The 21121-nt window shown below is 65.8% G+C and carries 18 protein-coding genes; 4 read left to right on the forward strand and 14 right to left on the reverse strand.

Annotation, left to right across the window (positions count from 1 at the left end):
- Positions 1-96 precede the first annotated feature (96 nt).
- The 7 genes from ispF to FHT09_RS19340 form a co-directional block, all read right to left on the reverse strand.
- Positions 97-588, reverse strand: coding sequence for a 2-C-methyl-D-erythritol 2,4-cyclodiphosphate synthase (gene ispF / locus FHT09_RS19310; RefSeq protein WP_104537821.1), 492 nt, complete (start codon positions 586-588; stop codon positions 97-99).
- Positions 589-604: 16 nt separating this feature from the next.
- Positions 605-1405, reverse strand: a complete 801-nt coding sequence (gene ispD / locus FHT09_RS19315) for a 2-C-methyl-D-erythritol 4-phosphate cytidylyltransferase (RefSeq protein WP_104606714.1) — start codon at positions 1403-1405, stop codon at positions 605-607.
- The gene (ftsB, locus tag FHT09_RS19320; RefSeq protein ID WP_024939567.1) at positions 1402-1758 is read right to left on the reverse strand and encodes a cell division protein FtsB; all 357 of its coding nucleotides are present in this window, start codon (positions 1756-1758) and stop codon (positions 1402-1404) included. The genes ispD and ftsB overlap by 4 nt, the downstream gene beginning before the upstream one ends.
- Before the next feature lie 3 nt (positions 1759-1761).
- Entirely contained in the window at positions 1762-3054 is a 1293-nt protein-coding gene (eno, locus tag FHT09_RS19325; RefSeq protein ID WP_104606713.1) for a phosphopyruvate hydratase, read from the reverse strand.
- Between the two features lie 277 nt (positions 3055-3331).
- Positions 3332-4165 (reverse strand): 3-deoxy-8-phosphooctulonate synthase, encoded by an 834-nt coding sequence (gene kdsA / locus FHT09_RS19330; RefSeq protein WP_104537824.1) that lies wholly within the window; start codon positions 4163-4165, stop codon positions 3332-3334.
- 204 nt (positions 4166-4369) lie between these two features.
- A complete protein-coding gene (locus FHT09_RS19335; RefSeq protein ID WP_104606712.1) occupies positions 4370-6034 on the reverse strand; it encodes a CTP synthase in 1665 nt (554 codons plus the stop codon).
- Positions 6035-6210: 176 nt separating this feature from the next.
- Positions 6211-6459 (reverse strand): hypothetical protein, encoded by a 249-nt coding sequence (locus FHT09_RS19340; RefSeq protein WP_166775793.1) that lies wholly within the window; start codon positions 6457-6459, stop codon positions 6211-6213.
- A gap of 162 nt (positions 6460-6621) precedes the next feature.
- On the opposite strand from FHT09_RS19340, the gene parE reads away from it, so the two are divergent.
- Entirely contained in the window at positions 6622-8511 is a 1890-nt protein-coding gene (gene parE, locus FHT09_RS19345; protein WP_104606711.1) for a DNA topoisomerase IV subunit B, read from the forward strand.
- Between the two features lie 354 nt (positions 8512-8865).
- On the forward strand, positions 8866-10368 hold the full coding sequence (locus FHT09_RS19350) for a S10 family peptidase (protein ID WP_104606752.1): 1503 nt from the start codon (positions 8866-8868) through the stop codon (positions 10366-10368).
- Between the two features lie 257 nt (positions 10369-10625).
- Here FHT09_RS19350 and FHT09_RS19355 read toward each other — a convergent pair whose 3' ends face one another.
- The 3 genes from FHT09_RS19355 to FHT09_RS19365 form a co-directional block, all read right to left on the reverse strand.
- Positions 10626-11387 carry a YdcF family protein gene (locus tag FHT09_RS19355; protein ID WP_104606710.1) on the reverse strand — a complete coding sequence of 254 codons (762 nt, stop codon included), beginning with the start codon at positions 11385-11387 and terminating at the stop codon, positions 10626-10628.
- A gap of 121 nt (positions 11388-11508) precedes the next feature.
- A complete protein-coding gene (locus FHT09_RS19360) occupies positions 11509-12636 on the reverse strand; it encodes an inorganic phosphate transporter (protein ID WP_047128560.1) in 1128 nt (375 codons plus the stop codon).
- Positions 12637-12645: 9 nt separating this feature from the next.
- Positions 12646-13272: a DUF47 family protein gene (locus tag FHT09_RS19365; protein WP_006452783.1), complete on the reverse strand. Its 627-nt coding sequence runs from the start codon at positions 13270-13272 to the stop codon at positions 12646-12648.
- A 274-nt stretch (positions 13273-13546) separates the two neighbouring features.
- Here FHT09_RS19365 and FHT09_RS19370 point away from each other — a divergent pair, with 274 nt between their 5' ends.
- Positions 13547-14887 (forward strand): hemolysin family protein, encoded by a 1341-nt coding sequence (locus FHT09_RS19370; RefSeq protein WP_104537829.1) that lies wholly within the window; start codon positions 13547-13549, stop codon positions 14885-14887.
- The gene (locus tag FHT09_RS19375; protein WP_181141371.1) at positions 14871-15542 is read left to right on the forward strand and encodes an exopolysaccharide biosynthesis protein; all 672 of its coding nucleotides are present in this window, start codon (positions 14871-14873) and stop codon (positions 15540-15542) included. The genes FHT09_RS19370 and FHT09_RS19375 overlap by 17 nt, the downstream gene beginning before the upstream one ends.
- Positions 15543-15571: 29 nt before the next feature.
- On the opposite strand, the gene FHT09_RS19380 is transcribed toward FHT09_RS19375, so the two are convergent.
- From FHT09_RS19380 to FHT09_RS19395, 4 genes are all read right to left on the reverse strand, one after another.
- On the reverse strand, positions 15572-16072 hold the full coding sequence (locus FHT09_RS19380) for a pyridoxamine 5'-phosphate oxidase family protein (RefSeq protein WP_104537831.1): 501 nt from the start codon (positions 16070-16072) through the stop codon (positions 15572-15574).
- 60 nt (positions 16073-16132) lie between these two features.
- Complete coding sequence (locus tag FHT09_RS19385) at positions 16133-17134, reverse strand: LLM class flavin-dependent oxidoreductase (protein WP_104606708.1); 1002 nt, start codon at positions 17132-17134, stop codon at positions 16133-16135.
- A gap of 334 nt (positions 17135-17468) precedes the next feature.
- On the reverse strand, positions 17469-19541 hold the full coding sequence (locus FHT09_RS19390; RefSeq protein WP_104606707.1) for a PAS domain-containing protein: 2073 nt from the start codon (positions 19539-19541) through the stop codon (positions 17469-17471).
- Positions 19528-21042, reverse strand: a complete 1515-nt coding sequence (locus tag FHT09_RS19395; protein ID WP_104537834.1) for an ATPase domain-containing protein — start codon at positions 21040-21042, stop codon at positions 19528-19530. Before FHT09_RS19395 ends, FHT09_RS19390 begins: the two co-directional genes overlap by 14 nt.
- Positions 21043-21121: the final 79 nt, after the last annotated feature.

Here is a 21121-nt window from a genome sequence, read left to right on the forward strand (position 1 = left end):
AGACGGCATGCTCGGCACTGCAGGGTATGCGTGACAATCGCCGTGCCCGGCAACGTCGCACCACCGACGGTAAGCGCAGGCGTTTGTCAGCCGCAGTCAGCCAGCGATCTTGCCGAGCAAGACCGCCGCTTGCGCGGCGATGCCCTCGCTGCGGCCAGTGAAGCCGAGTTTTTCGCTGGTGGTGGCCTTGACGCTGACTGCATCGAGTTCGATCGCCAGCAGGCCTGCGATACGTTCGCGCATCGCCAGCGCGTGCGGGCCGATCTTGGGACGCTCGCAGATCACGGTGACGTCGGCATTGCCGACGCGCCAGCCGCGCTCGCGCAGCAAGTGATCGCAATGCTGCAGGAACTGCGCGCTGTCGGCATCCTTCCAGCGCGCATCGGACGGCGGAAAGTGCTGGCCGATATCGCCCAGCGCCAGGGCGCCCAGCATCGCATCGCACAGCGCATGCAACACCACGTCGCCATCGCTGTGCGCAAGCACGCCATGGCTATGCACGACGCGCACGCCGCCCAGCATCACGTGATCGCCCGCACCGAACGCGTGCACGTCGTAGCCCTGACCGATTCGAAAATTGAAAGACATGGAGAATCCGTGGTGATTAGGGAGCGTCGGCGTCGTGGTGCGCGCCAGCGGACACCGCATCGTTGCGGCCAACGACCGCCCCGGCGCGCAGAGCGGTTGCAGGCGACAAGGCATCCACTGCCACGCCGCGGCGCGCCAGTTCGAATTCGAAGCGCGCCAGATCCGTTGGCGTGGTCACCTTGAAGTTGTCTTCGGCACCTTCCACCAGCAACGGGCGCAATCCCAGCCGCTCCATCGCCATCGCCTCGTCGGTCACGTCCACCCCGGCCGCCGACGCCTCGGTGAGGCCGCGGATCAGTTGATGGCGACGGAACAGTTGCGGAGTCAGCGCCCGCCACAGCCGCTCGCGCGGTTCGGTGGCATCGATGCCGCCATCGTCGCCGGCACGCTTGAGCGTGTCGCGCACCGGCGCAGCCAGGATCGCGCCGACCGGATCGCCGCGGCCGATTTCCAGCAGGCGCTCCAGATCGGCCAAGGCGAGATTGGGCCGCGCGGCATCGTGCACCAGCACGAAGTCATCGGCACGCACGCTCTCGGGCAAGGCCAGCAATCCGGCCAGCACCGATGCCGCACGTGTCCCGCCGCCGACACAGGTCAGCACCGGCTTGCCCTGCACCGAGGTCCAGCCTGGCCAATCCGCATCGTCGGGGGCGATGGCCACCACGATGCCGGCCACCACCGGATGCGCGGCAAGCGCCGCCAGCGTGTAGGCCATCAGCGGTTGCCCGGCGGCGGGCAGATATTGCTTGGGGGTCTGCCCACCAAAGCGCGTGCCGCGCCCGGCGGCCGGCACGATCGCCCAGATCGAACCGGTCATGGTTGTTCCGCCGGAGCGTCAGGCTCGACGGGCGCAGCGGACGGCGTGGCCACTGCAGGCGGCAGCGGCGGTGCATCCTCGACCACGCGATAGAACGTCTCGCCCGGTTTGATCATGCCCAGCTCGCTGCGCGCGCGCTCTTCGATTGCCGCCTCGCCGTCCTTCAAATCCTTCACCTCTGCTGCCAACGCCTGGTTGCGTTGGCGCAGACCTTCGTTGTCCTGTGTCTGATGCGCGACCTGGGCTTCCAGCATCATGACTTCGCCGGAGTTCCCAGGCCCGAACCAGAAGCGGTACTGCAGCCAAGCCAGCAGCACCGCCAGCACCAGCAGTAGCCAGCGCCAGTTGCGCACGGCTTATCGCTTGATCGAAACGAACGCGTCGCGGCCGGCGTAACGCGCGCCGGAGCCCAGCGCCTGCTCGATGCGCAGCAGCTGGTTGTACTTGGCGACGCGATCGCTGCGGCACAGCGAGCCGGTCTTGATCTGCGTGGCGGTGGTGGCCACGGCGATGTCGGCGATGGTGGTGTCTTCGGTTTCGCCCGAGCGGTGCGAGACGATCGAGGCATAGTTGGCCGCATGCGCCATCGCGATGGCTTCCAGCGTCTCGGTCAGCGTGCCGATCTGGTTGACCTTGATCAGGATCGCGTTGGCGGTGCCCGAGTCGATGCCCTGCTTGAAGATCTTCGGGTTGGTGACGAACAGATCGTCGCCGACCAGCTGCACCTTCTTGCCGACGCGGTCGGTGAGCAGCTTCCAGCCGGCCCAGTCGTCCTCGGCCAGGCCGTCTTCGATGCTGATGATCGGGTACTGCGCGACCCAGTCGGCCAGGAAGTCGACGAACTGTTCGCTGGTCAGGCGCTTGTTCTCGCCGACCAGGTTGTACTTGCCGTTGTCGTAGAACTCGCTGGAGGCCACGTCCAGGCCCAGCAGCACGTCTTCGCCCGCGGTGTAGCCCGCCTTGCCGATCGCCTCGAGGATGGTGTCCAGCGCTTCGACATTGCTGCGGAAGTCCGGTGCAAAGCCGCCTTCGTCGCCCACTGCCGTGCTCAGGCCATGGCCCTTGAGCACCGACTTGAGCGCGTGGAAGATTTCGGTACCGGCACGCAGCGCTTCGGAGAACGAGCTGCAGCCGACCGGCAACACCATGAACTCCTGGAAGTCGACATTGTTGTCGGCATGCGCGCCGCCGTTGATGATGTTCATCATCGGCACCGGCAGTGCCACGTCCGATTCGGTGATGGTGGACAGGTACTGCCACAGCGGCTGCCTGCGCGAGGCGGCCACGGCATGCGCGGCGGCCAGCGACACACCCAGCAGCGCGTTCGCGCCCAGGCGGCCCTTGTTCTCGGTGCCGTCCAGGTCGATCAGGCGGCGGTCCAGACCCTGCTGGTCGGCTGCGTCGAGGCCCTTGAGCGTCTCGGCGATGGTGCCGTTGACGTTCTGCACCGCGTGCAGCACGCCCTTGCCCAGGTAACGGGTCTTGTCGCCATCGCGCAGTTCCACCGCTTCCTTGGTGCCGGTCGAGGCGCCCGAGGGCACGGCGGCGCGGCCGAACGAGCCGTCGTCCAGCGTGACTTCGGCCTCCAGCGTGGGATTGCCGCGGGAGTCGAGGATTTCGCGGGCGAGGATCTTGGCGATAGTGGTCATAGGTCGATCGGTTACCAGTAAGGGGGAAGTACACCGGAAACAAGCTGCCGGATTATCGCCGCAGGACTGCGGCTTGCCAAATGGCGTGATCGCGCGGCCTGGCGATGACGATACGTCAGGACACCGCTGCGGCGCGTGGCCGGTGGTACGGAGTGCGCTGCTGCCGTGTCAGCTTCCGCTGTCGCAGGCGACATCGCTCTGCGGGAGCCGGCACACCGCGCATCCGCACCTGCAGCGGCAACGGACCACGGACCGCGCGCTCCACTGCCTTGCCTGATCAGACGCCTTGCTCGAGAAAGCCGTGACGCTTGGTGATGGAGTCCAGCGCCAGCAGCGTCTCCAGCAGGGCCTCCATCTTGTCCAGCGGCCAGGCGTTGGGGCCATCCGACAAGGCCTTGGACGGGTCCGGATGGGTTTCGGCAAACAGGCCGGAAATACCCACCGCCACCGCGGCGCGCGCCAGCACCGGCACGAATTCGCGCTGACCGCCGGAACTGCTGCCCTGCCCGCCCGGCAACTGCACCGAATGGGTGGCATCGAACACCACCGGGCAACCGGTGTCGCGCATGACGCTCAGCGAGCGCATGTCGCTGACCAGATTGTTGTACCCGAACGAGGCGCCACGTTCGCAGACCATGATCTGCGCGTTGCCGGTCGACTTGGCCTTGTCCACCACCGGCTTCATGTCCCACGGCGACAGGAACTGGCCCTTCTTGATGTTGACCGGCTTGCCGGCGGCGCAGACGTTCTTGATGAAGTCGGTCTGGCGCACCAGGAAGGCCGGGGTCTGCAGCACGTCGACGACGGCGGCGACCTCGTTCATCGGGGTGTACTCGTGCACATCGGTCAGTACCGGCACGCCGATCTGCTGTTTCACCGCCTCCAGCACCTTCAGGCCTTCTTCCAGGCCCGGGCCGCGGAAGCTGGTGCCGGAGGTGCGGTTGGCCTTGTCGAAGCTGGACTTGAAGATGAAGTTGATCCCCAGCTTGCCGGTGATCTCCTTCAGCTTGCCGGCCACGTCGAGCTGCAACTGCATCGACTCGATCACGCAGGGGCCGGCGATCAGGAACAACGGCTGATCCAGGCCAACGTCAAAGTCACAGAGTTTCATCAGGTCACCTATTGATTAAAGCCCCTCTCCCGCCGGGAGAGGGGTTGGGGTGAGGGTACGGTTGCGAAGCACTGCTGAAGTGCGATGGTTTTGCCCTGGCTGACGCGTGGCGACGCGTTCATCATGGCTGCCACCTCTCATTGTGTTGCGGCGCCCCTCATCCGGCGCTACGCGCCACCTTCTCCCGGGGGGAGAAGGAAACCCTCACGCACGCGCTTCCTTCAGCAGTTTTCCGCCCGCCTTCTTCTCGCGCGCAGCGCGCACGAAGCCGATGAACAGTGGATGCCCATCGCGCGGGGTGGACAGGAACTCCGGATGTGCCTGGCAGGCCAGAAACCACGGGTGCGCATCGCGCGACAGCTCGACCATCTCCACCAGCGTGTCGTCCATCGACTTGCCGGAGATCACCAGGCCGGCGTCCTCCAGCTGGGTGCGGTAGCGGTTGTTGAACTCGTAGCGGTGACGGTGACGCTCGGCGACCACGTCCTTGCCGTACACCTCGCGCGCCAGCGTGCCCGGCTTGAGCCGCTGCTCCTGCAGGCCCAGCCGCATGGTGCCGCCCAGGTCGGACTTCTCGTCGCGCTTTTCGACTTCGCCGCTGGCGGTGCGCCATTCGGTGATCAGGCCGATTACCGGGTGCGGCGACTGGCGATCGTTCTCGGTGCTGTTGGCTGCGTCCAGATCGGCCACGTGGCGGGCATAGTCCACCACCGCCGCCTGCATGCCGTAGCAGATGCCGAAGTACGGCACCTTGTGCTCACGGGCGTACTTGGAGGTGAGCACCTTGCCTTCGAAGCCACGATCGCCGAAGCCGCCCGGCACCAGAATGCCGTCGATATCCTGCAGCGCCGCCATGTCGCTGCCTTCCAGATCCTGCGCCTCCAGCCACTTCAGGTTGACCTTGGTGCGCTGGCGCAGGCCGCCGTGCCGCAGCGCTTCGGCCACCGACTTGTAGGCATCCTGGTGATCGACGTACTTGCCGACCACCGCAATGGTGACCTCGTCCAGCGGATGCTTGACCGCATCCACCACCGCAGCCCATTCGGACAGGTCGGGCGCAGCCACCTTGTCGCGCAGCTTGAACTGATCGATGACCAGTTCGTCCAGGCCCTGGCGACGCAGCTCCAGCGGCATGCCGTACAGCACATCGATGTCGGGGCAGCTGATCACCGCGCGCTCGGAAACGTTGGTGAACAACGCGATCTTGCGGCGCTCCGAATCCGGCACCGCCTGCTCGGAACGGCACAGCAGCACGTCCGGCTGGATACCGATCGAGCGCAGCTCCTTGACCGAGTGCTGGGTCGGCTTGGTCTTCAACTCACCGGCGGCGGCGATGTACGGCACCAGGGTAAGGTGCATGAACATGGCCTTCTCGGCACCACGCTCGGTGCGTACCTGGCGGATCGCTTCCAGGAACGGCAGCGACTCGATGTCGCCGACAGTGCCGCCGATCTCGATCAGCGCCACGTCGAACCCGGCGGTAGCCTCGTCGATGCAACGGCGAATCTCGTCGGTGATGTGCGGGATCACCTGCACGGTGGCGCCCAGATAATCGCCGCGACGCTCCTTGCGGATCACGTTCTCGTAGATCCGGCCGGTGGTGACCGAGTTCTTGCGCGACAACCGCGTGCGCACGTAACGCTCGTAGTGACCCAGATCCAGGTCGGTCTCGGCGCCGTCGTCGGTGACGTAGACCTCGCCATGCTGGAACGGGCTCATCGTGCCCGGATCCACATTGATGTAGGGATCCAGCTTCATCATCGTGACCTTCAGGCCACGCGCTTCCAGAATGGAGGCAAGCGAAGCGGCGGCAATGCCCTTGCCTAGCGAGGACACTACGCCGCCGGTAACAAAAATCAGGGGGGTCATGGGGCTTGAAGCCTCCCGGAAAGCCATAGTTTAGCGGGTGACGGGCGAATGCCCAAGGGTTGCGTGACGATCATGTCGCCACAGCGGCAAAGAACGCGCCGTGCATGGCGCACAAATGCAGACGCCCCGGCCGAAGCCGGGGCGTCCGTGTGGCGTATTGCCGACCCGAGATGGAATCAGCGCGCCGGCTTTTCTTCTTCCTCTTCCTCGCGCGGAGCAGTGTCGGCCTTGGGCTTGTGCGCCGCTGCGGCAGCACGGCGCTCGGCCTTGCGCTCGGCTTCGGTCTTGGCCTTGGCGTCGTCGGCCTTCTGCGCACTGGCGCCGGCGTCCTGCCCGCTCTGCTGAGGAGCCGCCTGGGCCAGGGCAGGAAGCGCGGCCACTGCGGCAGCACCGAGGGTGAGCATCAGGATGTGCTTGAACTTCATGGTGTCCTCCGGGTTCGGTGACATCCTCAGGTGGGGACGTTTGATTCCGAATCCAATGCCAGGGTATCCATCCGCACCCCGCCCTGCACTGAACGCCGGGCGCGTGCAAAAAATCGCCTCAGCCCCCACACTTGCGCGTCGTTTCACGTGCCAACGAGATGCATGAACACCCGTTATAACGCCGCCGATATTGAAGTGCTGTCGGGCCTGGACCCGGTCAAACGCCGCCCTGGCATGTATACCGACACTGCGCGCCCGAACCATCTGGCGCAGGAAGTGATCGACAACTCGGTCGACGAGGCGCTGGCCGGTCACGCCAAGCAGGTCGAAGTGACCCTGTACAAGGACGGCAGCTGCGAGGTGTCCGACGACGGTCGCGGCATGCCGGTGGACATGCACCCTGAAGAGAAGATTCCCGGTGTCGAGCTGATCCTGACCCGGCTGCATGCCGGCGGCAAGTTCAACAACCGCAACTACACCTTCTCCGGCGGCCTGCATGGCGTGGGCGTGAGCGTGGTCAATGCGCTGTCGACCAAGGTCGAGCTGTTCATCAAACGCGAAGGCAGCGAGCACCGCATGGAGTTCCGCGACGGCCACGCCGCCTCCAAGCTGGAAGTGGTCGGCACCGTCGGCAAGAAGAACACCGGCACGCGGCTGCGCTTCTGGGCCGATCCAACGTATTTCGACACGCCCAAGTTCAACGTGCGCGCGCTGCGCCATCTGCTGCGCGCCAAGGCGGTGCTGTGTCCCGGCCTGACCGTCAAGCTGCACGACGAGGCCACCGGCGAGCAGGACAGCTGGTACTTCGAGAACGGCCTGCGCGATTACCTCAAGGGCGAGATGGCCGAGCACGAGATGCTGCCGGCCGACCTGTTTGCAGGCAGCCTGAAGAAAGATACCGAAATCGTCGACTGGGCCGCGGCCTGGGTGCCGGAAGGCGAGCTGGTGCAGGAAAGCTACGTCAACCTGATCCCGACCGCGCAGCACGGCACCCACGTCAACGGCCTGCGATCGGGGCTGACCGATGCGCTGCGCGAGTTCTGCGACTTCCGCAACCTGCTGCCGCGCGGGGTCAAGCTGGCACCGGAAGACGTGTGGGACCGGGTCACCTTCGTGCTGAGCCTGAAGATGACCGACCCGCAGTTCTCCGGGCAGACCAAGGAACGCCTGTCCTCGCGCCAGGCCGCCGGCTTCATCGAAGGCGCCGCGCACGATGCCTTCAGCCTGTATCTGAATCAGAACGTTGAGATCGGCGAGAAGATCGCGCAGATCGCCATCGACCGCGCCAGTGCGCGCCTGAAGACCGAAAAGCAGATCGTCCGCAAGAAGGTCACCCAGGGCCCGGCCCTGCCCGGCAAGCTGGCCGACTGCATCAGCCAGGATCTGTCGCGTACCGAATTGTTCCTGGTCGAGGGCGACTCGGCCGGCGGCTCGGCCAAGCAGGCGCGCGACAAGGACTTCCAGGCGATCCTGCCGCTGCGCGGCAAGATCCTCAATACCTGGGAAGTGGCATCGGGCAGCGTACTGGCCTCCGAGGAAGTGCATAACCTGGCGATCGCGATCGGCTGCGACCCGGGCAAGGACGACATCACCGGGCTGCGCTACGGCAAGGTGGTGATCCTGGCCGACGCCGATTCCGACGGCCTGCATATCGCGACCCTGCTGACCGCGCTGTTCCTGCAGCATTTCCCGGCGCTGGTCGCGGCCGGCCATGTGTTCGTGGCGATGCCGCCGTTATTCCGCGTGGACGTAGGCAAGCAGGTGTTCTATGCGCTAGACGAGGAGGAAAAGACCACGCTGCTGGACAAGATCGCGCGCGAGAAGCTCAAGGGCCAGGTCAGCGTCACCCGCTTCAAGGGCCTGGGCGAGATGAATCCGCAGCAGCTGCGCGAATCGACCATCCATCCGGACACGCGTCGCCTGGTGCAGCTGACCATCGACGATGGCGAACAGACCCGCTCGCTGATGGACATGTTGCTGGCGAAAAAGCGCGCCGGCGACCGCAAGCAGTGGTTGGAGACCAAGGGCGACCTGGCGTCGCTGGAGGTTTAAGAACCTCTGGAAGCTTTAAGCCCTCTCCGGTCGGGAGAGGGGTTGGGGTGAGGGTACGCGAAGCCATTGGGCAAGTAATCGCACGAGGCTTCGCCCCGCCCCCTGATCCGCCCCTGCGGGGCACCTTCTCCCGAGGGCAGAAGAAGGCGTCACCGGGTTTCTTTTCGGTCGATGCGGATTTCAGCGGGCTGCGCAGCCCCCACCCGTCGGCTCAGACGGCTGCCTGCAGCGGCACATACCGCTCCAAGCCAGGCATGCCACGTCGGTCAGCGCGACACGCATGCCTTTGTGCACATCCATAAGGTGCTACCGGCGGCCTAGCATCGTCGCTCCCCTGCCGGACCTCCGATGCTCATGCCCTGCTTCCTCCGTGCCAGCCTGCTGGCCTGCGCCCTGCTCAGCGGGACCGCGCTGGCCGACGCGCCCGACAAGAACGATACGAAAACCGACGCCAAATCCGATGCAGCGGCCGCCAAGCCCGTGCCACTGCCGGCCGATGCCAGCGTGCGGCAAAGCACGCGCGTGGGCGCACGCACGCTGAGTTACACCGCAACCGTCGGTACGCTGCCGGTGCGCGATGCGCAGGGCAGGACCACCGGCGAGGTGGTGTTCACCGCCTATACCGCCGATGGCAAGGACCGCCCGGTGACCTTCGCGCTGAATGGCGGGCCGGGTGCGTCGTCGGTATATCTGAACATGGGCGCGATCGGACCCAAGGTGGTCGGTTTCGGCGCCGAAGGCGACAGCGCCTCCGCACCGGCGGCATTGCGCGATAACCCCGGCACCTGGCTGGACTTCACCGACCTGGTGTTCATCGACCCGGTCGGCACCGGCTTCAGCCGCGCCCTGATCGGCGACGACGAGGCCAAGAAGCAGTTCTACAACCCGCAGGCCGACGTGGAATATCTCTCGCGCATGGTCTACGACTGGTTGCTCAAGAACCGCCGCCTGCAGGCGCGCAAGTACCTGGTCGGCGAAAGTTACGGCGGCTTCCGTGGTCCGCGCATCACCCAGTACCTGCAGACCCGGCTGGGCGTGGCGATGAACGGCGTGGTGCTGGTGTCGCCGTATCTCAATCCCACCCTGGACGACAACAGCGATGTGTCGCCGCTGGCCTGGATGATGACGCTGCCCTCGATCGCCGCCGCGCATCTGGAACGCCAGGGCCAGCTCAGCGACACGGCGATGCGCCAGGTGATCGATTACACCCGCGGCGACTACGCGGTGGCGCTGATGAAGGGCCGCACCGACCCGCAGGCGACCGAAGCGATGCTGCAGCAGGTCGCCCGCATGACCGGACTGGACGCGACCTATGTGCGCCGCTCCGGCGGACGACTGGACACCCAGGCGTACCTGCGCGAGGTGTTCCGCGACAAGGGCGAGCTGGGCAGCCGCTACGATTCCAACGTGACCGCGTTCGACCCTTTCCCCAACGATCCGGAGCAGCGCGCCAACGACCCGCTGCTGGACAGCATCATCGCGCCGACCACCACCGCGATGGTGGACTTCGTCACCCGTGTGGTCGGCTGGAAGGTCGATGCGCGTTATCAGGCGCTCAATTACGACGTCAACAAGCTATGGGACTGGAACGACGAACTGCGCAAGGGTGCGGTCACCCAGCTGCGCCAGTCGGTGGCGATCGACCCCAAGCTGCGCGTGTTGATCGCGCATGGCTGGAACGACCTCTCCTGCCCGTTCATGGGCTCGGTGCTGACGGTGGACCAGATGCCGACGATGGGCAGCGACCCCAAGCGCGTGCAGGTCCGCGAATATCCCGGCGGCCACATGTTCTACAACCGCACCGACAGCCAGGCCGCGTTCCGCAACGACGTCAGGACGATGTACGAAACACGCTGAGCACCGCATCGCCGGCCGAACACGCGGCCGGCGATGCATCAAGGCAGCGGCGAGCAGACACGCAGCTGGCCGCGACGCCACCAAGCAGCGCAATGACCTTCCCCACCGCCGCGCACCCGGCTTGCTCCCGTCAATCCGAAGGGGCACCAGGCGCCGCTGAATCAAATCAGCCGCGCGCGTCAGAACGCGCCGCACCAGCTGCTACGAATCCCGAATCCCGAATCACCATTCCCGATTCCCGATTCCCGATTTCCCATTCACAACGCCCCAGCCCGAACAGCCTCCACATTCCACCCCAGCCACTCGTAAACCCGATAGCGCGCAATGCCCAGGTACTCGTGCAAGGCGACATCGGCCACGGTGAAGTTGTAGCTCTGCGGCAACCACGCCCAGGACGCGGTCAACCAGTCCGACCGCACCGGCGTGGCGTCGATGCCGAAGTGGCGGAAGTACAGCTCGGCACGCCGCAGATGCGTGGCCGAGGACACCAGCACGACCCGCTCGGGGCGGTACTGGCGCAGCAATGGCTGGCTGAACTGCGCGTTCTGCCAGGTGTTCATGCTGGACGGCTCCATGATCAGGTCGGCCTGCGCGATGCCCAGCCCGATCAGCACCTTTCGATACACCACCGCCTCGGACAGGCCCAGCCCGCGCGCGTCGCCGCCGCTGATCTCGATCTTGCAGTCGCCGCCATGCGCACGGCATTGCCGGTACAGCCGCGCCGACTCGACGATGCGGCCGTAGGCGAACATGTTGGCCTCGGCGGTGGCATCGGGGCCATCCGGCCGCACCGTGCCGGCGCCCAGCAGCACGATCATGTTGCGCGCGCGCCAGTCGTTGAAATCGTTGACGCCGGTCTGCTGCAGCCCGTGCAGCATCCAGCTCGCCAACGGGCCGCAGCCCACCAGCAGCAGCAACGCCAGCGCGGCTGCCGCCAGCGCACGCGCACCGCGCAGCCAGCGCCGGCGGCCGATCAGCCAGGACAGCAGGAACAGCACGCACACCAGCGCAAGCATCATCGGCGCGTTTCCTCAGGCAGGACGCGTTGGCACATCAGGGTCGAACGGGACAGCCTGCGGCCGGGCACTCCGTAGTTGGCACGCATGCTCGCCGACCGAGGTGACCGCAGCGCGACATCGCTCAGGTCCAGCCGAACCATTCGAAGCAGCGCAGGATCAGATACGCCACCCCGCCCGCGGCCGGGATGGTCAGGATCCAGGCCCAGACGATGCGCTCGATCACGCCCAGCCGCAGCGAGCGGGGGTTCTTGGCGAAGCCCACGCCCATGATCGCGGTGGAGATGCTGTGCGTGGTCGACACCGGCATGCCGAAGTGCGCGGCCACGGTCAGCACGGTCGCCGAGCTGGTTTCTGCGGCAAAGCCGTGGATGGGATGCAGCTTGACCATCTTGTGGCCGAGCGTCTTGATGATCTTCCAGCCGCCCGAGGCGGTGCCGGCGGCCATCACCACCGCACAGGTCAGCACGATCCACATCGGAATGCCGGCGCCGGCGGCCAGGCCGGTGCCCGGATGCAGGAACGACAGCCAGCTCGGCAGATCGTCCAATGCGCCGGCCGACTGCGCACCGATCAGGGTCATGGCGATGATGCCCATGGTCTTCTGCGCATCGTTGTGGCCGTGGGCATAGCCCATGTAGGCGGCCGAGGCGATCTGCGCCTTGCCGAAGAACGCATTGACCCAGCGCGGACGCGCCAGCCGTCCGATCGGCCCGCCCAGTCGGGCCATGCCGGCGATGATCGCCCACAGCAGCAGCATCACCACGATACCGAGCAGGAAGCCGGCGATCGGCGAGGTGATCATCGGCACGAACACCTTCCACAACAGGCCCTTGTTCTTGGCCCAGTTGCCGATGTTTTCCGACCAGATCAACGCATTCCAGTTGTTGTGCGCGGCCGCCAGCCCGGCGCCGCACAGCCCGCCGATCAAGGCGTGCGAGGACGATGAGGGCAGGCCCTTCCACCAGGTGATCAGGTTCCAGATGATGCCGCCCAGCAGCGCGCACAGGATCACCTGCGGGGTGACCTCCACCACGTCGGTGTTGAGCAGGCCGGAGGCGATCGTCAACGCCACCGCGGTGCCGGTGAGCGCGCCGATCAGGTTCATGCCGGCGGCCAGCATCACCGCCCAGCCCGGCGACAGCACCTTGGTGGCGACCACGGTGGCGATGGAGTTGGCGGTGTCGTGGAAGCCGTTGATGAACTCGAACACCAACGCCGCCAGGATCACCACCAGAACTAGGGTAAGCACGCGGCGACCTCAGCTGTTCTTCAATACGATCTGGTACACCACCACCCCTGCCTCGCGGCAACGGTCGATGGCCTTCTCCAGAATCTCGAAGAATTCCTTGAGCAGGAACATCTGCAGCGTGTCCAGGCGGCCGGAGTAGATGTCGCGATACAGCTCGAGCATCAGCCGGTCGGCTTCGTTTTCCAGCATGCGCAGCTTGTCGTTGAGCGCGGTCATGCGATCGATGTTCATCTGCGGCAGGTCGGTCACCATCTCCACCACCACGGCGGCAGCCTGTTCCAGCATCGCCGCGCGCGGGGCGAAGTCGATGTGCTCCAGATGCTTGGTGGCCAGCGAGTACCGGTCGGCAAACTTCTCGACCTGCTTGGGAATCTTGTACAGCGCCGAGCCCAGCGCTTCGATGTCCTCGCGCTCGATCGGGGTCATGAAGCTGTCCACCAGCGCCTGGCCGATCTTGTCCGAGGCGGCGCGCTCGCGCAGGCGAGCCAGCTTGAAGGCGTCCAGCGCGGGTTGGCGGTCGGACGTGCGCATCATGGCGTGCAAGGCCTTGGTGCTGTCGTAGGCGGCCTGCGCCGCTTCGTTCAGAAGCGCATAGAACTGCTTGCCGGAACCGAAGATGGTCTGCAACGAGAACATGGGTGGAGAACTTCCTGCCGTCGAGGGAGAGACGGACGCCGAGCGCGAATTATGACCGTTCCATGACCTGTCTGGGTATCTCGGTCGCGCAAGCGCCCTTCACATGGGCATTTCCCGGTTCGAACCACCCTGTGGTTTGCTAACATACTCCCGCGCCTTCGGGTGCACCCTATGGAAGACGACCCTATATTCCCCCGTTGCCGCCCCGCCGCTGCGCGCGCCGGCCAACCCAGTGCTCGCCCGCCCTCCCCTTCACTGACCGGGGAAGACGCCCGTGGTTGAGTTTCTGATCGTCATTGCGCTGATCCTGTTGAACGGCTTCTTCGCGATGTCGGAAATGTCCCTGATGACCTCGCGCAAGAGCCGCCTGAAGCAGATGGCCGGCTCCAGCAAGCGTGCCGCGCGCGCACTTGCGCTGGCCGAAAGCCCGGAAAACTTCCTGTCCACGGTGCAGATCGGCATCACCCTGATCGGCATCCTGACCGGCGTGTTCGGTGGCGAGGCGATCGGCGAGGCCATCAGCAGCTGGCTGCAGGGGCTGTTCCCGGCACTGTCGGCCTCGTTCGAACTGGTCGGCAAGCCGCGCCCGTATTCGGTGGTGATCGGCAGCACACTGGCGGTGGCCCTGATCACCTTCCTGACGCTGATTTTCGGCGAGCTGGTGCCCAAGCGGCTGGCGTTGCGCAACTCCGAGGACATTGCCGGGGTGGTCGCGGTGCCGATGGCCTGGCTGGCCAAGATCGCCGCGCCCGGCGTGTGGGTGCTGGCGCGCTCGACCCGGCTGGTGCTGCGCATGCTCGGCATGGGCAAGGACGAATCGGCATCGGTGACCGAAGAGGAGATCCGCATGCTGGTGGCGGAAAGCCACGAGGCCGGCGTGATCGATGCGCACGAGCGCGACATGATGAATCGCGTGATGCGGCTGGGCGACCGCACCGCCGACAGCCTGATGACGCCGCGCAACCGCATCGCCTGGCTGGATGCCAATGCCGAGCCCGAACGCAATCTGCTGGTGATGCGCGAACACGAATTCTCGCGCTACCCGGTCTACCGCGGCAGCGACCAGGACATCGCCGGCGTGCTGGAGGTCAAGTCGCTGGTCACGCGCATGGATGGACACGGCGCGCATCTGTTCCAGGCCCTGCGCGACACCTTGTTCGTGTCCGAATCCACGCATGCGATGAAGCTGCTGGAGATCTTCCGCGAAGAACAGCAGTCGATGGCGCTGGTGGTGGACGAATACGGCGAAATCCGTGGGCTGGTGACCATCAGCGACCTGATGGGCGCGGTGGTCGGCCGCCTGCAGGCGGTGGAAAACACCGACGAGGATGCGCTGGTGGTCACGCGCGGCGACGGCTCGTTGTTGATCGACGGCTCGCTGCCGGTGGAGGAACTGCGCGAGGTGCTGGGCGCCGAACTGCCGGAAGCCGACGAAGGCGACTACCACACCCTCGCCGGCCTGTGCATCTACTACTTCGGCCGCATCCCGCAGGCCGGCGAATTCTTCGATTGGGCCGGCTGGCGCATCGAGATCGTCGATCTGGATGGCGCGCGCGTGGACAAGCTGCTGCTGAGCCGCGTCGGCGACGAGGGCAGCGATGACATCGTCGGATAACGGCGTACCGCCATCGGATGCGGCGGACGGCGCGCAGATGCGCTATCGCAACGAAGGCATCCGCAGCCTGCTGGCGGCCTTCAGCGAGGGCGATCGGGAGCATGTGCTGCGGGTGCGCGAGATTCTGGCCGATCTGCAGCAGAGCGCGTTCGGGGTGTTTCTGTTCCTGGCGATCCTGCCGTCGTTCATTCCCATCCCTGGCGTGGCTGGCGGTATCAGCGGCCCGCTGACGGTGCTGATCGGATTGCAGATGGTGTGCTGCCTGCGCAAGCCGTGGGTGCCGCGTTTCATCGGTGAGCGCGGGCCGCGCCGCAGCACCGGCCAGCGTTTCGTCGCGCGACTTGCGCCGACGCTGCAACGCCTGGACCGGCTGCTCAAGCCACGCCTGCACGGCATGCTGGACCGGATTCCGGCGCAGATGTTCACCGGCGTGCTGCTGGTGCTGGTCGGCATCTTGCTGACGCTGCCGATTCCGTTCACCAATTACATCTTCGGGCTGATCCTGCTGCTGTTTGCGCTGGCCCTGCTCGAGCGCGACGGCGCATTGCTGCTGGTGGGCTGGGCCGCTGCGCTGATCTCGGTGGCGGTGTTCGGGGTCACTTCGGACCAGTTGCTGGAGCTGATCCGCGGTTGGTGGCCGGTCGCCTGGCGCTGAGCGCGACGACCGGCACACCTGGAGCGCACTTACTTCAGATCGACCACGCGGTTGTCCGACAGACTGCCGGTATCGTCGGTCACGGCCGCCATCACGAAATACAGCGCCTTGCCCAGCAGCCCGCTCGGGCCATCCCAGTACTCGGCCGATTCGGCGCGCACGTGGATCAGACGCAGGTTCGGGTCGTCCTTGCCACCGGGGAAGAACACCTTCATCGCCGGCGACCACAGCTGCTCGATCTTGGCGCGGTCATCGACCAGGCGTGCGGTACCGGCGACCGACACGTAGCTGTTCTTCGAGGCCGAGGCATAGGCCACGTTGACGCGCGGGTCGGCGGCGATTTCGGCCACTTTCGGGCTGTCGGCGGCCGTGGCGAACCACAGGTCGCCATCGAATTCGACCTCCTGCGTGCCCAACGGCCGGCTCACCAACTTGCCGTCGGCCGACACGGTCGTGAACATCGCGATGTCCACGCCGCGGATCAGTTCCGCCAACTGCTTGATGCTTTCGCTGCGTTCCTGAAATTGCATGCTGGTGTTCCCAATGGAGGTGCACGCATCTGAGCCGATCGCCGCGCAAAGCGACGTGAATCACGCAGGGGTCACGTCCAGCTCGCGGCAAGCCAGTGCGGCGATTTCGAACGAACGCAAACGCGCAGCATGGTCGTAGATGTTGGCGGTGAACAGCAGCTCATCCGGGGTGTGGCGCTCGATGAACTCGGCCACGCCCTGCGCGATCTGCCCGGCATCGCCCAGTACCGTGCACGCCAACGCACGCTCCACACCGGCACGCTCGTGCGGCTGCCAGAAGCTGTCGATATCGTCGATCGGCGCGGGAATCTTGCCCGGCTTGCCGCGGCGCAGGTTGACGAAGCTCTGCTGCTGGGTGGTGAACAGGCGGCGTGCCTGCGCCTCGGTCTCCGCGGCCACCACGTTCAGGGCCAGCATCACATGCGGCCTGGCCAACTGCGCGGACGGGCGGAATTCGCGGCGGTAGATCGCCACCGCCTCGTCCATCGCGTCGGGCGCGAAATGCGAGGCGAACGCGAACGACAAGCCCATCGCCGCGGCCAGCCGCGCACTGAACAGGCTGGAACCCAGCAGCCACACCGGCACGTCGAGGCCGCCCCCCGGCACCGCCTGCACCAGTTGCCCCGGCACCACCGGCGCGAAGTAGCGCAACAGCTCGGCCACGTCCTGCGGGAAATGGTCGGCGCTGTCGAAATAGCGGTGCAGGGCGCGCGCGGTCGGCTGGTCGGTGCCGGGCGCGCGGCCCAGGCCCAGGTCGATGCGCTGCGGATACAACGAGGCCAACGTGCCGAACTGTTCGGCCACCTGCAGCGGCGCATGGTTGGGCAGCATGATGCCGCCGGCGCCGACGCGGATGGTCTTCGTGCCGCCGGCGACATGGCCGATCAACACTGCGGTGGCGGCGCTGGCGATGCCCGGCATGTTGTGGTGCTCGGCCAGCCAGTAACGCTGGTAGCCCCAGCGCTCGGCGTGCTGGGCCAGATCGAGCATGTTGGCGAAGGCGTGGGTGGTGTCGCTGCCTTCGCAGACCGGCGCCAGGTCGAGCACGGAAATGGGCGTCATCGGATGACTCCGGGGAATGAATGATGTGCAACAGATGGGGCTGGCCAGGCGGCTTTGCCACCTGCCGAGGTGGCGCTGGGGGGATTACAGCATTCCAGTGGCCGAACAGCGCGCGGCGTCGCTTGACTCCGTTTCCGGCTCACCGCACGTTGCTGCGCGGATCGAGCGACTTCCGGCCGGTGCCGCAGTGACGGCAGATCCGCCTGCCTGCGCAGGACGGATGCCTGTGGGTTGTTCGACCTGTCCCGGCCCCCTGCACCGGCTCCGGGCCGATCGGTGACGGTATCGCGGCCGCGCCATGATGGTGACCGGCGCCATCGATCGCGCAATCCGATCAGGCCGACGGTCCCAGCACCTCGTGCAGCTTTCCGCTGAACTCGCCCAGCGTAAACGGCTTGGCGATCATGCTCATGCCTTCGGCAAGAAACTCGCCGCGATCGCGCGCGGTTTCCGCATAGCCGGTCATGAAGATCACCGGCAGATCGCGCCGCGACTGCCGCGCGATCTCTGCCAACTGGCGCCCGTTGAGTCCGGGCAGGCCGACATCGGTCACCAGCAGATCGATCCGCCGTTGCGAGGCCAGGATCGGCAGCGCCGCATCGGCGTCGGCCACCACATCGGCTTCATAACCCAACTCGTTGAGCAGTTCGGTCACCAGCAGCCGCACCTGCTCGTCGTCTTCCACCACCAGCACCTGCTGGCCGCGTCCGGCGACCACCGCGCCGGCTTGCGGTTGCGGCGCCAGCGCTTGCGGATGGAGACCGGCGGGCAGGTACAGGCTCACCGTGGTGCCCTTCCCCAACTCGGACTCCACCCACACCTGCCCGTTGGACTGCTGCATGAAGCCGTAGATCATCGACATGCCCAGGCCGGTGCCCTGCCCGATCGGCTTGGTGGTGTAGAACGGTTCGAACACACGCTCCAGCACATCGGCCGGCATGCCGACGCCGCTGTCGGTCACCGACACCACCGCGTAACTGCCCGGCGCCAGCGTCACCCCGCGCCCGAGCTCCAGCGGTTGCCCTTCGACCTGCAACTGCCGGGTGGCGATGCGCAACTGCCCGCCAGCGGGCATCGCATCGCGGGCATTGATCGCCAGATTGAGCAGCGCGCTTTCCAGCTGGTTTTCGTCGACATACGCCTGCGGCAGGTCGGCCTGCAGGTCGGTCTCCAGATGCACCGATTCGCCCAGCGTGCGCGCCAGCAGTTCCTGCAGCGATACCACCAGATCGTTCAGATGCAGATGCCGCGCTTCCAGCGACTGCCGGCGCGAGAACGCCAGCAGCCGCTGCGTCAGTGCCGCCGCGCGCAAGGCCGATGCCGACGCCACATCCAGAAAGCGGCCCAGCCCCTCGGTGCGGCCCTGATCGATGCGCAGGCGCGCCAGGTCCAGCGCCGACAGGATCCCGGTCAGCATGTTGTTGAAGTCGTGTGCGATGCCGCCGGTCAGCTGGCCCACCGCTTCCATTTTCTGCGCCTGGCGCAACGCCGCTTCGCTGGACTCGCGTGCCAGCATCTGCTGCTGCAGCTCGGCGGTGCGCTCGGCCACCTTGACCTCGAGCAGGCTGGCTTGCTGCTGGATCGACTCCAGCGCAAGCGCACGCGCGGTGATGTCGGTGGCAAACACATGAAAGCCGTCCACCTTGCCGTCCGCATCCAGGCGCGGCATATAGCGGATTTCCGCATCGCGCCGGCGCCCGTCGGCGTGCGGCCAGCTGGCCTCCACCGTCAATGCCTGCCCGGCCAGTGCGGCTTCGATCCAGGCGCGACGCTCCTGCACCACCGCAGGTCCGACCACGTCCACCAACGGACGCCCGATCACATCGGCAGGCGGGATGCCGATCCAGTCTTCATACGACCGGTTGGCAAACCGGTACACCAGGTTCTTGTCGATGAAGGCAATCAGCACCGGCAGTGCGTCGGTGACGCGGCGCAGCTCGGCCTCGCTCGACATCAACGCCGTCTTGTTTTCGGCCAACTGCGCCATCTGGTCGCGGATCACGAATTGCTTCTGTCGCGATCGCAATGCGGTGGAAATCGCGCTCAGCAATGAAGACGAACTCAGCGGCCGTTCCAGCTCGATGACGTTGGTGACTTCCGGCGGCAGCGTGGCCTGACGCCCACGATGAGTGCCGCGCGGCGCACGCAGCAGCACGAACGGAATATCCGACCATGCGGCCTGACTCTGCAGGACGTGCGAGAGCTGCTGCAGATCGCCGCCGACCGCCTCTTCGGTCAACACCACCACGCCAGAGGCATCGAGCAGGTCGTCCGCCAGCGCAACCAGCGAGCCGTATACCCGGCGCGTCAGCCCGCGCTGACCGACGATCCCGGCAATGCTCTCCGCATCGCGGCCGAATGGCGCGATGATGTGGACGATGGATCCATCCGGATCACAGGTAGTCAAGTGGACGATCCAGCAACGGCGTATCGTCCCCAACGAAATGCGGAGTACCGGTCAGCACGCCGTGGAATTTCTCCAGTGGCTCGCTCAGGTGGATACCGCTCGTCCCGATGCGCAACTCGCGGATCGAATCCTCATGCGCGCCACTGCGGTTCTTGATCACCGACAAGGCCTTGCGGATGCGCCCTTGCGCTTCGAAGAAGCGGAACAGGATGACGGTATCGGCCATGTAGGAGATGTTGAGGTTGCCGGTGGACATCGTGCCGACCAGGCCGTGCTGCGGATTGACCAGGAATGTGGTTACACCGCTCTGGTTGAGGTACGACAACAACTCGTGCATCTGCAGCATCAGCTGTTTTTCCTGCGGCATCGAGGTGAGATAGCCGTTGAGGCTATCGATCACCAGCACGCGGCAGTCGCGCTGTTCCACACTGGCGCGCACCGCCCAGGCAAATTCGCCCGGGGTCAGCTCGGCCGGATCCATCTGATGCAATTCCAGCAGACCCGCGTCCAGATACTTGCGCAGGTCCATGCCCAGGCTCTCGGCTCGCGTCAGCAAGGTACCGGTACGCTCGTCGAACTCCAGGATGCAGCAATGCTCGCCGCGCTCGCAGGCGGCGGCCACGTACTGCAGCGCGATGTTGGTCTTGCCGGAACCGGCAGGCCCGGTCAGCAGCGTGCTGGTACCGCGCAGCGGCCCGCCGTGCAACAGCGCATCGACACGCTCCACGCCACTGGACACCAGATCGCCAACGAACGGCACATGGTGATCGGAGGCGATCAGGCGCGGAAAGATCCGCATGCCGCCGGTGGTGATGGTGATGTCGTGGTAGCCAGCGATGAAATCCACGCCGCGCAGTTTCTGCACCTGCATGCGCCGACGCGCCGCACCGAAATCCAACGTCATGCGTTCCAGCGAAATCACCCCATGGCACAGACTGTGCAGATGCGCATCGCGTTGGCCGTTCTCGCCGGTGAGGTCGTCTACCAGAAACAAGGTGATGTTGCGCGGCGCAAAGAACTGCTTGAGCGCCAGCACCTGGCGCCGATAGCGCAGCGAGTCCTGTGCCAGCAGGCGCAACTCGGACAACGAGTCGAATACCACCCGTGTCGGCTTGACCCGATCGACCTCTGCCTGGATCAGCTTGATGGTGCCATCCAGCTCCGTTTCCCACGGATGCAGAATGGACTGCTGGCGTCCATCGCCCAGGAACGCTTCGGCCGATGCCAGCTCGAAGATATGCAGCGCATCCAACGACCAGTCATGCGACGCAGCCACTTCGGTGAGCTCGTCGATGGTCTCCGACAAGGTCACGTACAGACAACTCTCGTCCTTGGCAGCGCCATCGAGCAGGAACTGCAGTGCCATGGTGGTCTTGCCCGAGCCGGGCTGGCCCTCCAGCAAGTACAGGCGGTTGGCCGGCAGGCCGCCGCGCAGAATGGTGTCAAGCCCTGTCGTACCAGTCGTAATGCGGTTTGCGATCATCGGCTTCAGATTTCCCATAGGCTTAAATTTATCACGGGCGCGTGATCGACCGCTGCGCGCCACTGAATGGATCAGATTGCTTGGCGCGGCTTGAGCG

The sequence above is a fragment of the Xanthomonas sp. CFBP 8152 genome (assembly GCF_014199025.1).
Taxonomy (GTDB): domain Bacteria; phylum Pseudomonadota; class Gammaproteobacteria; order Xanthomonadales; family Xanthomonadaceae; genus Xanthomonas; species Xanthomonas arboricola_B.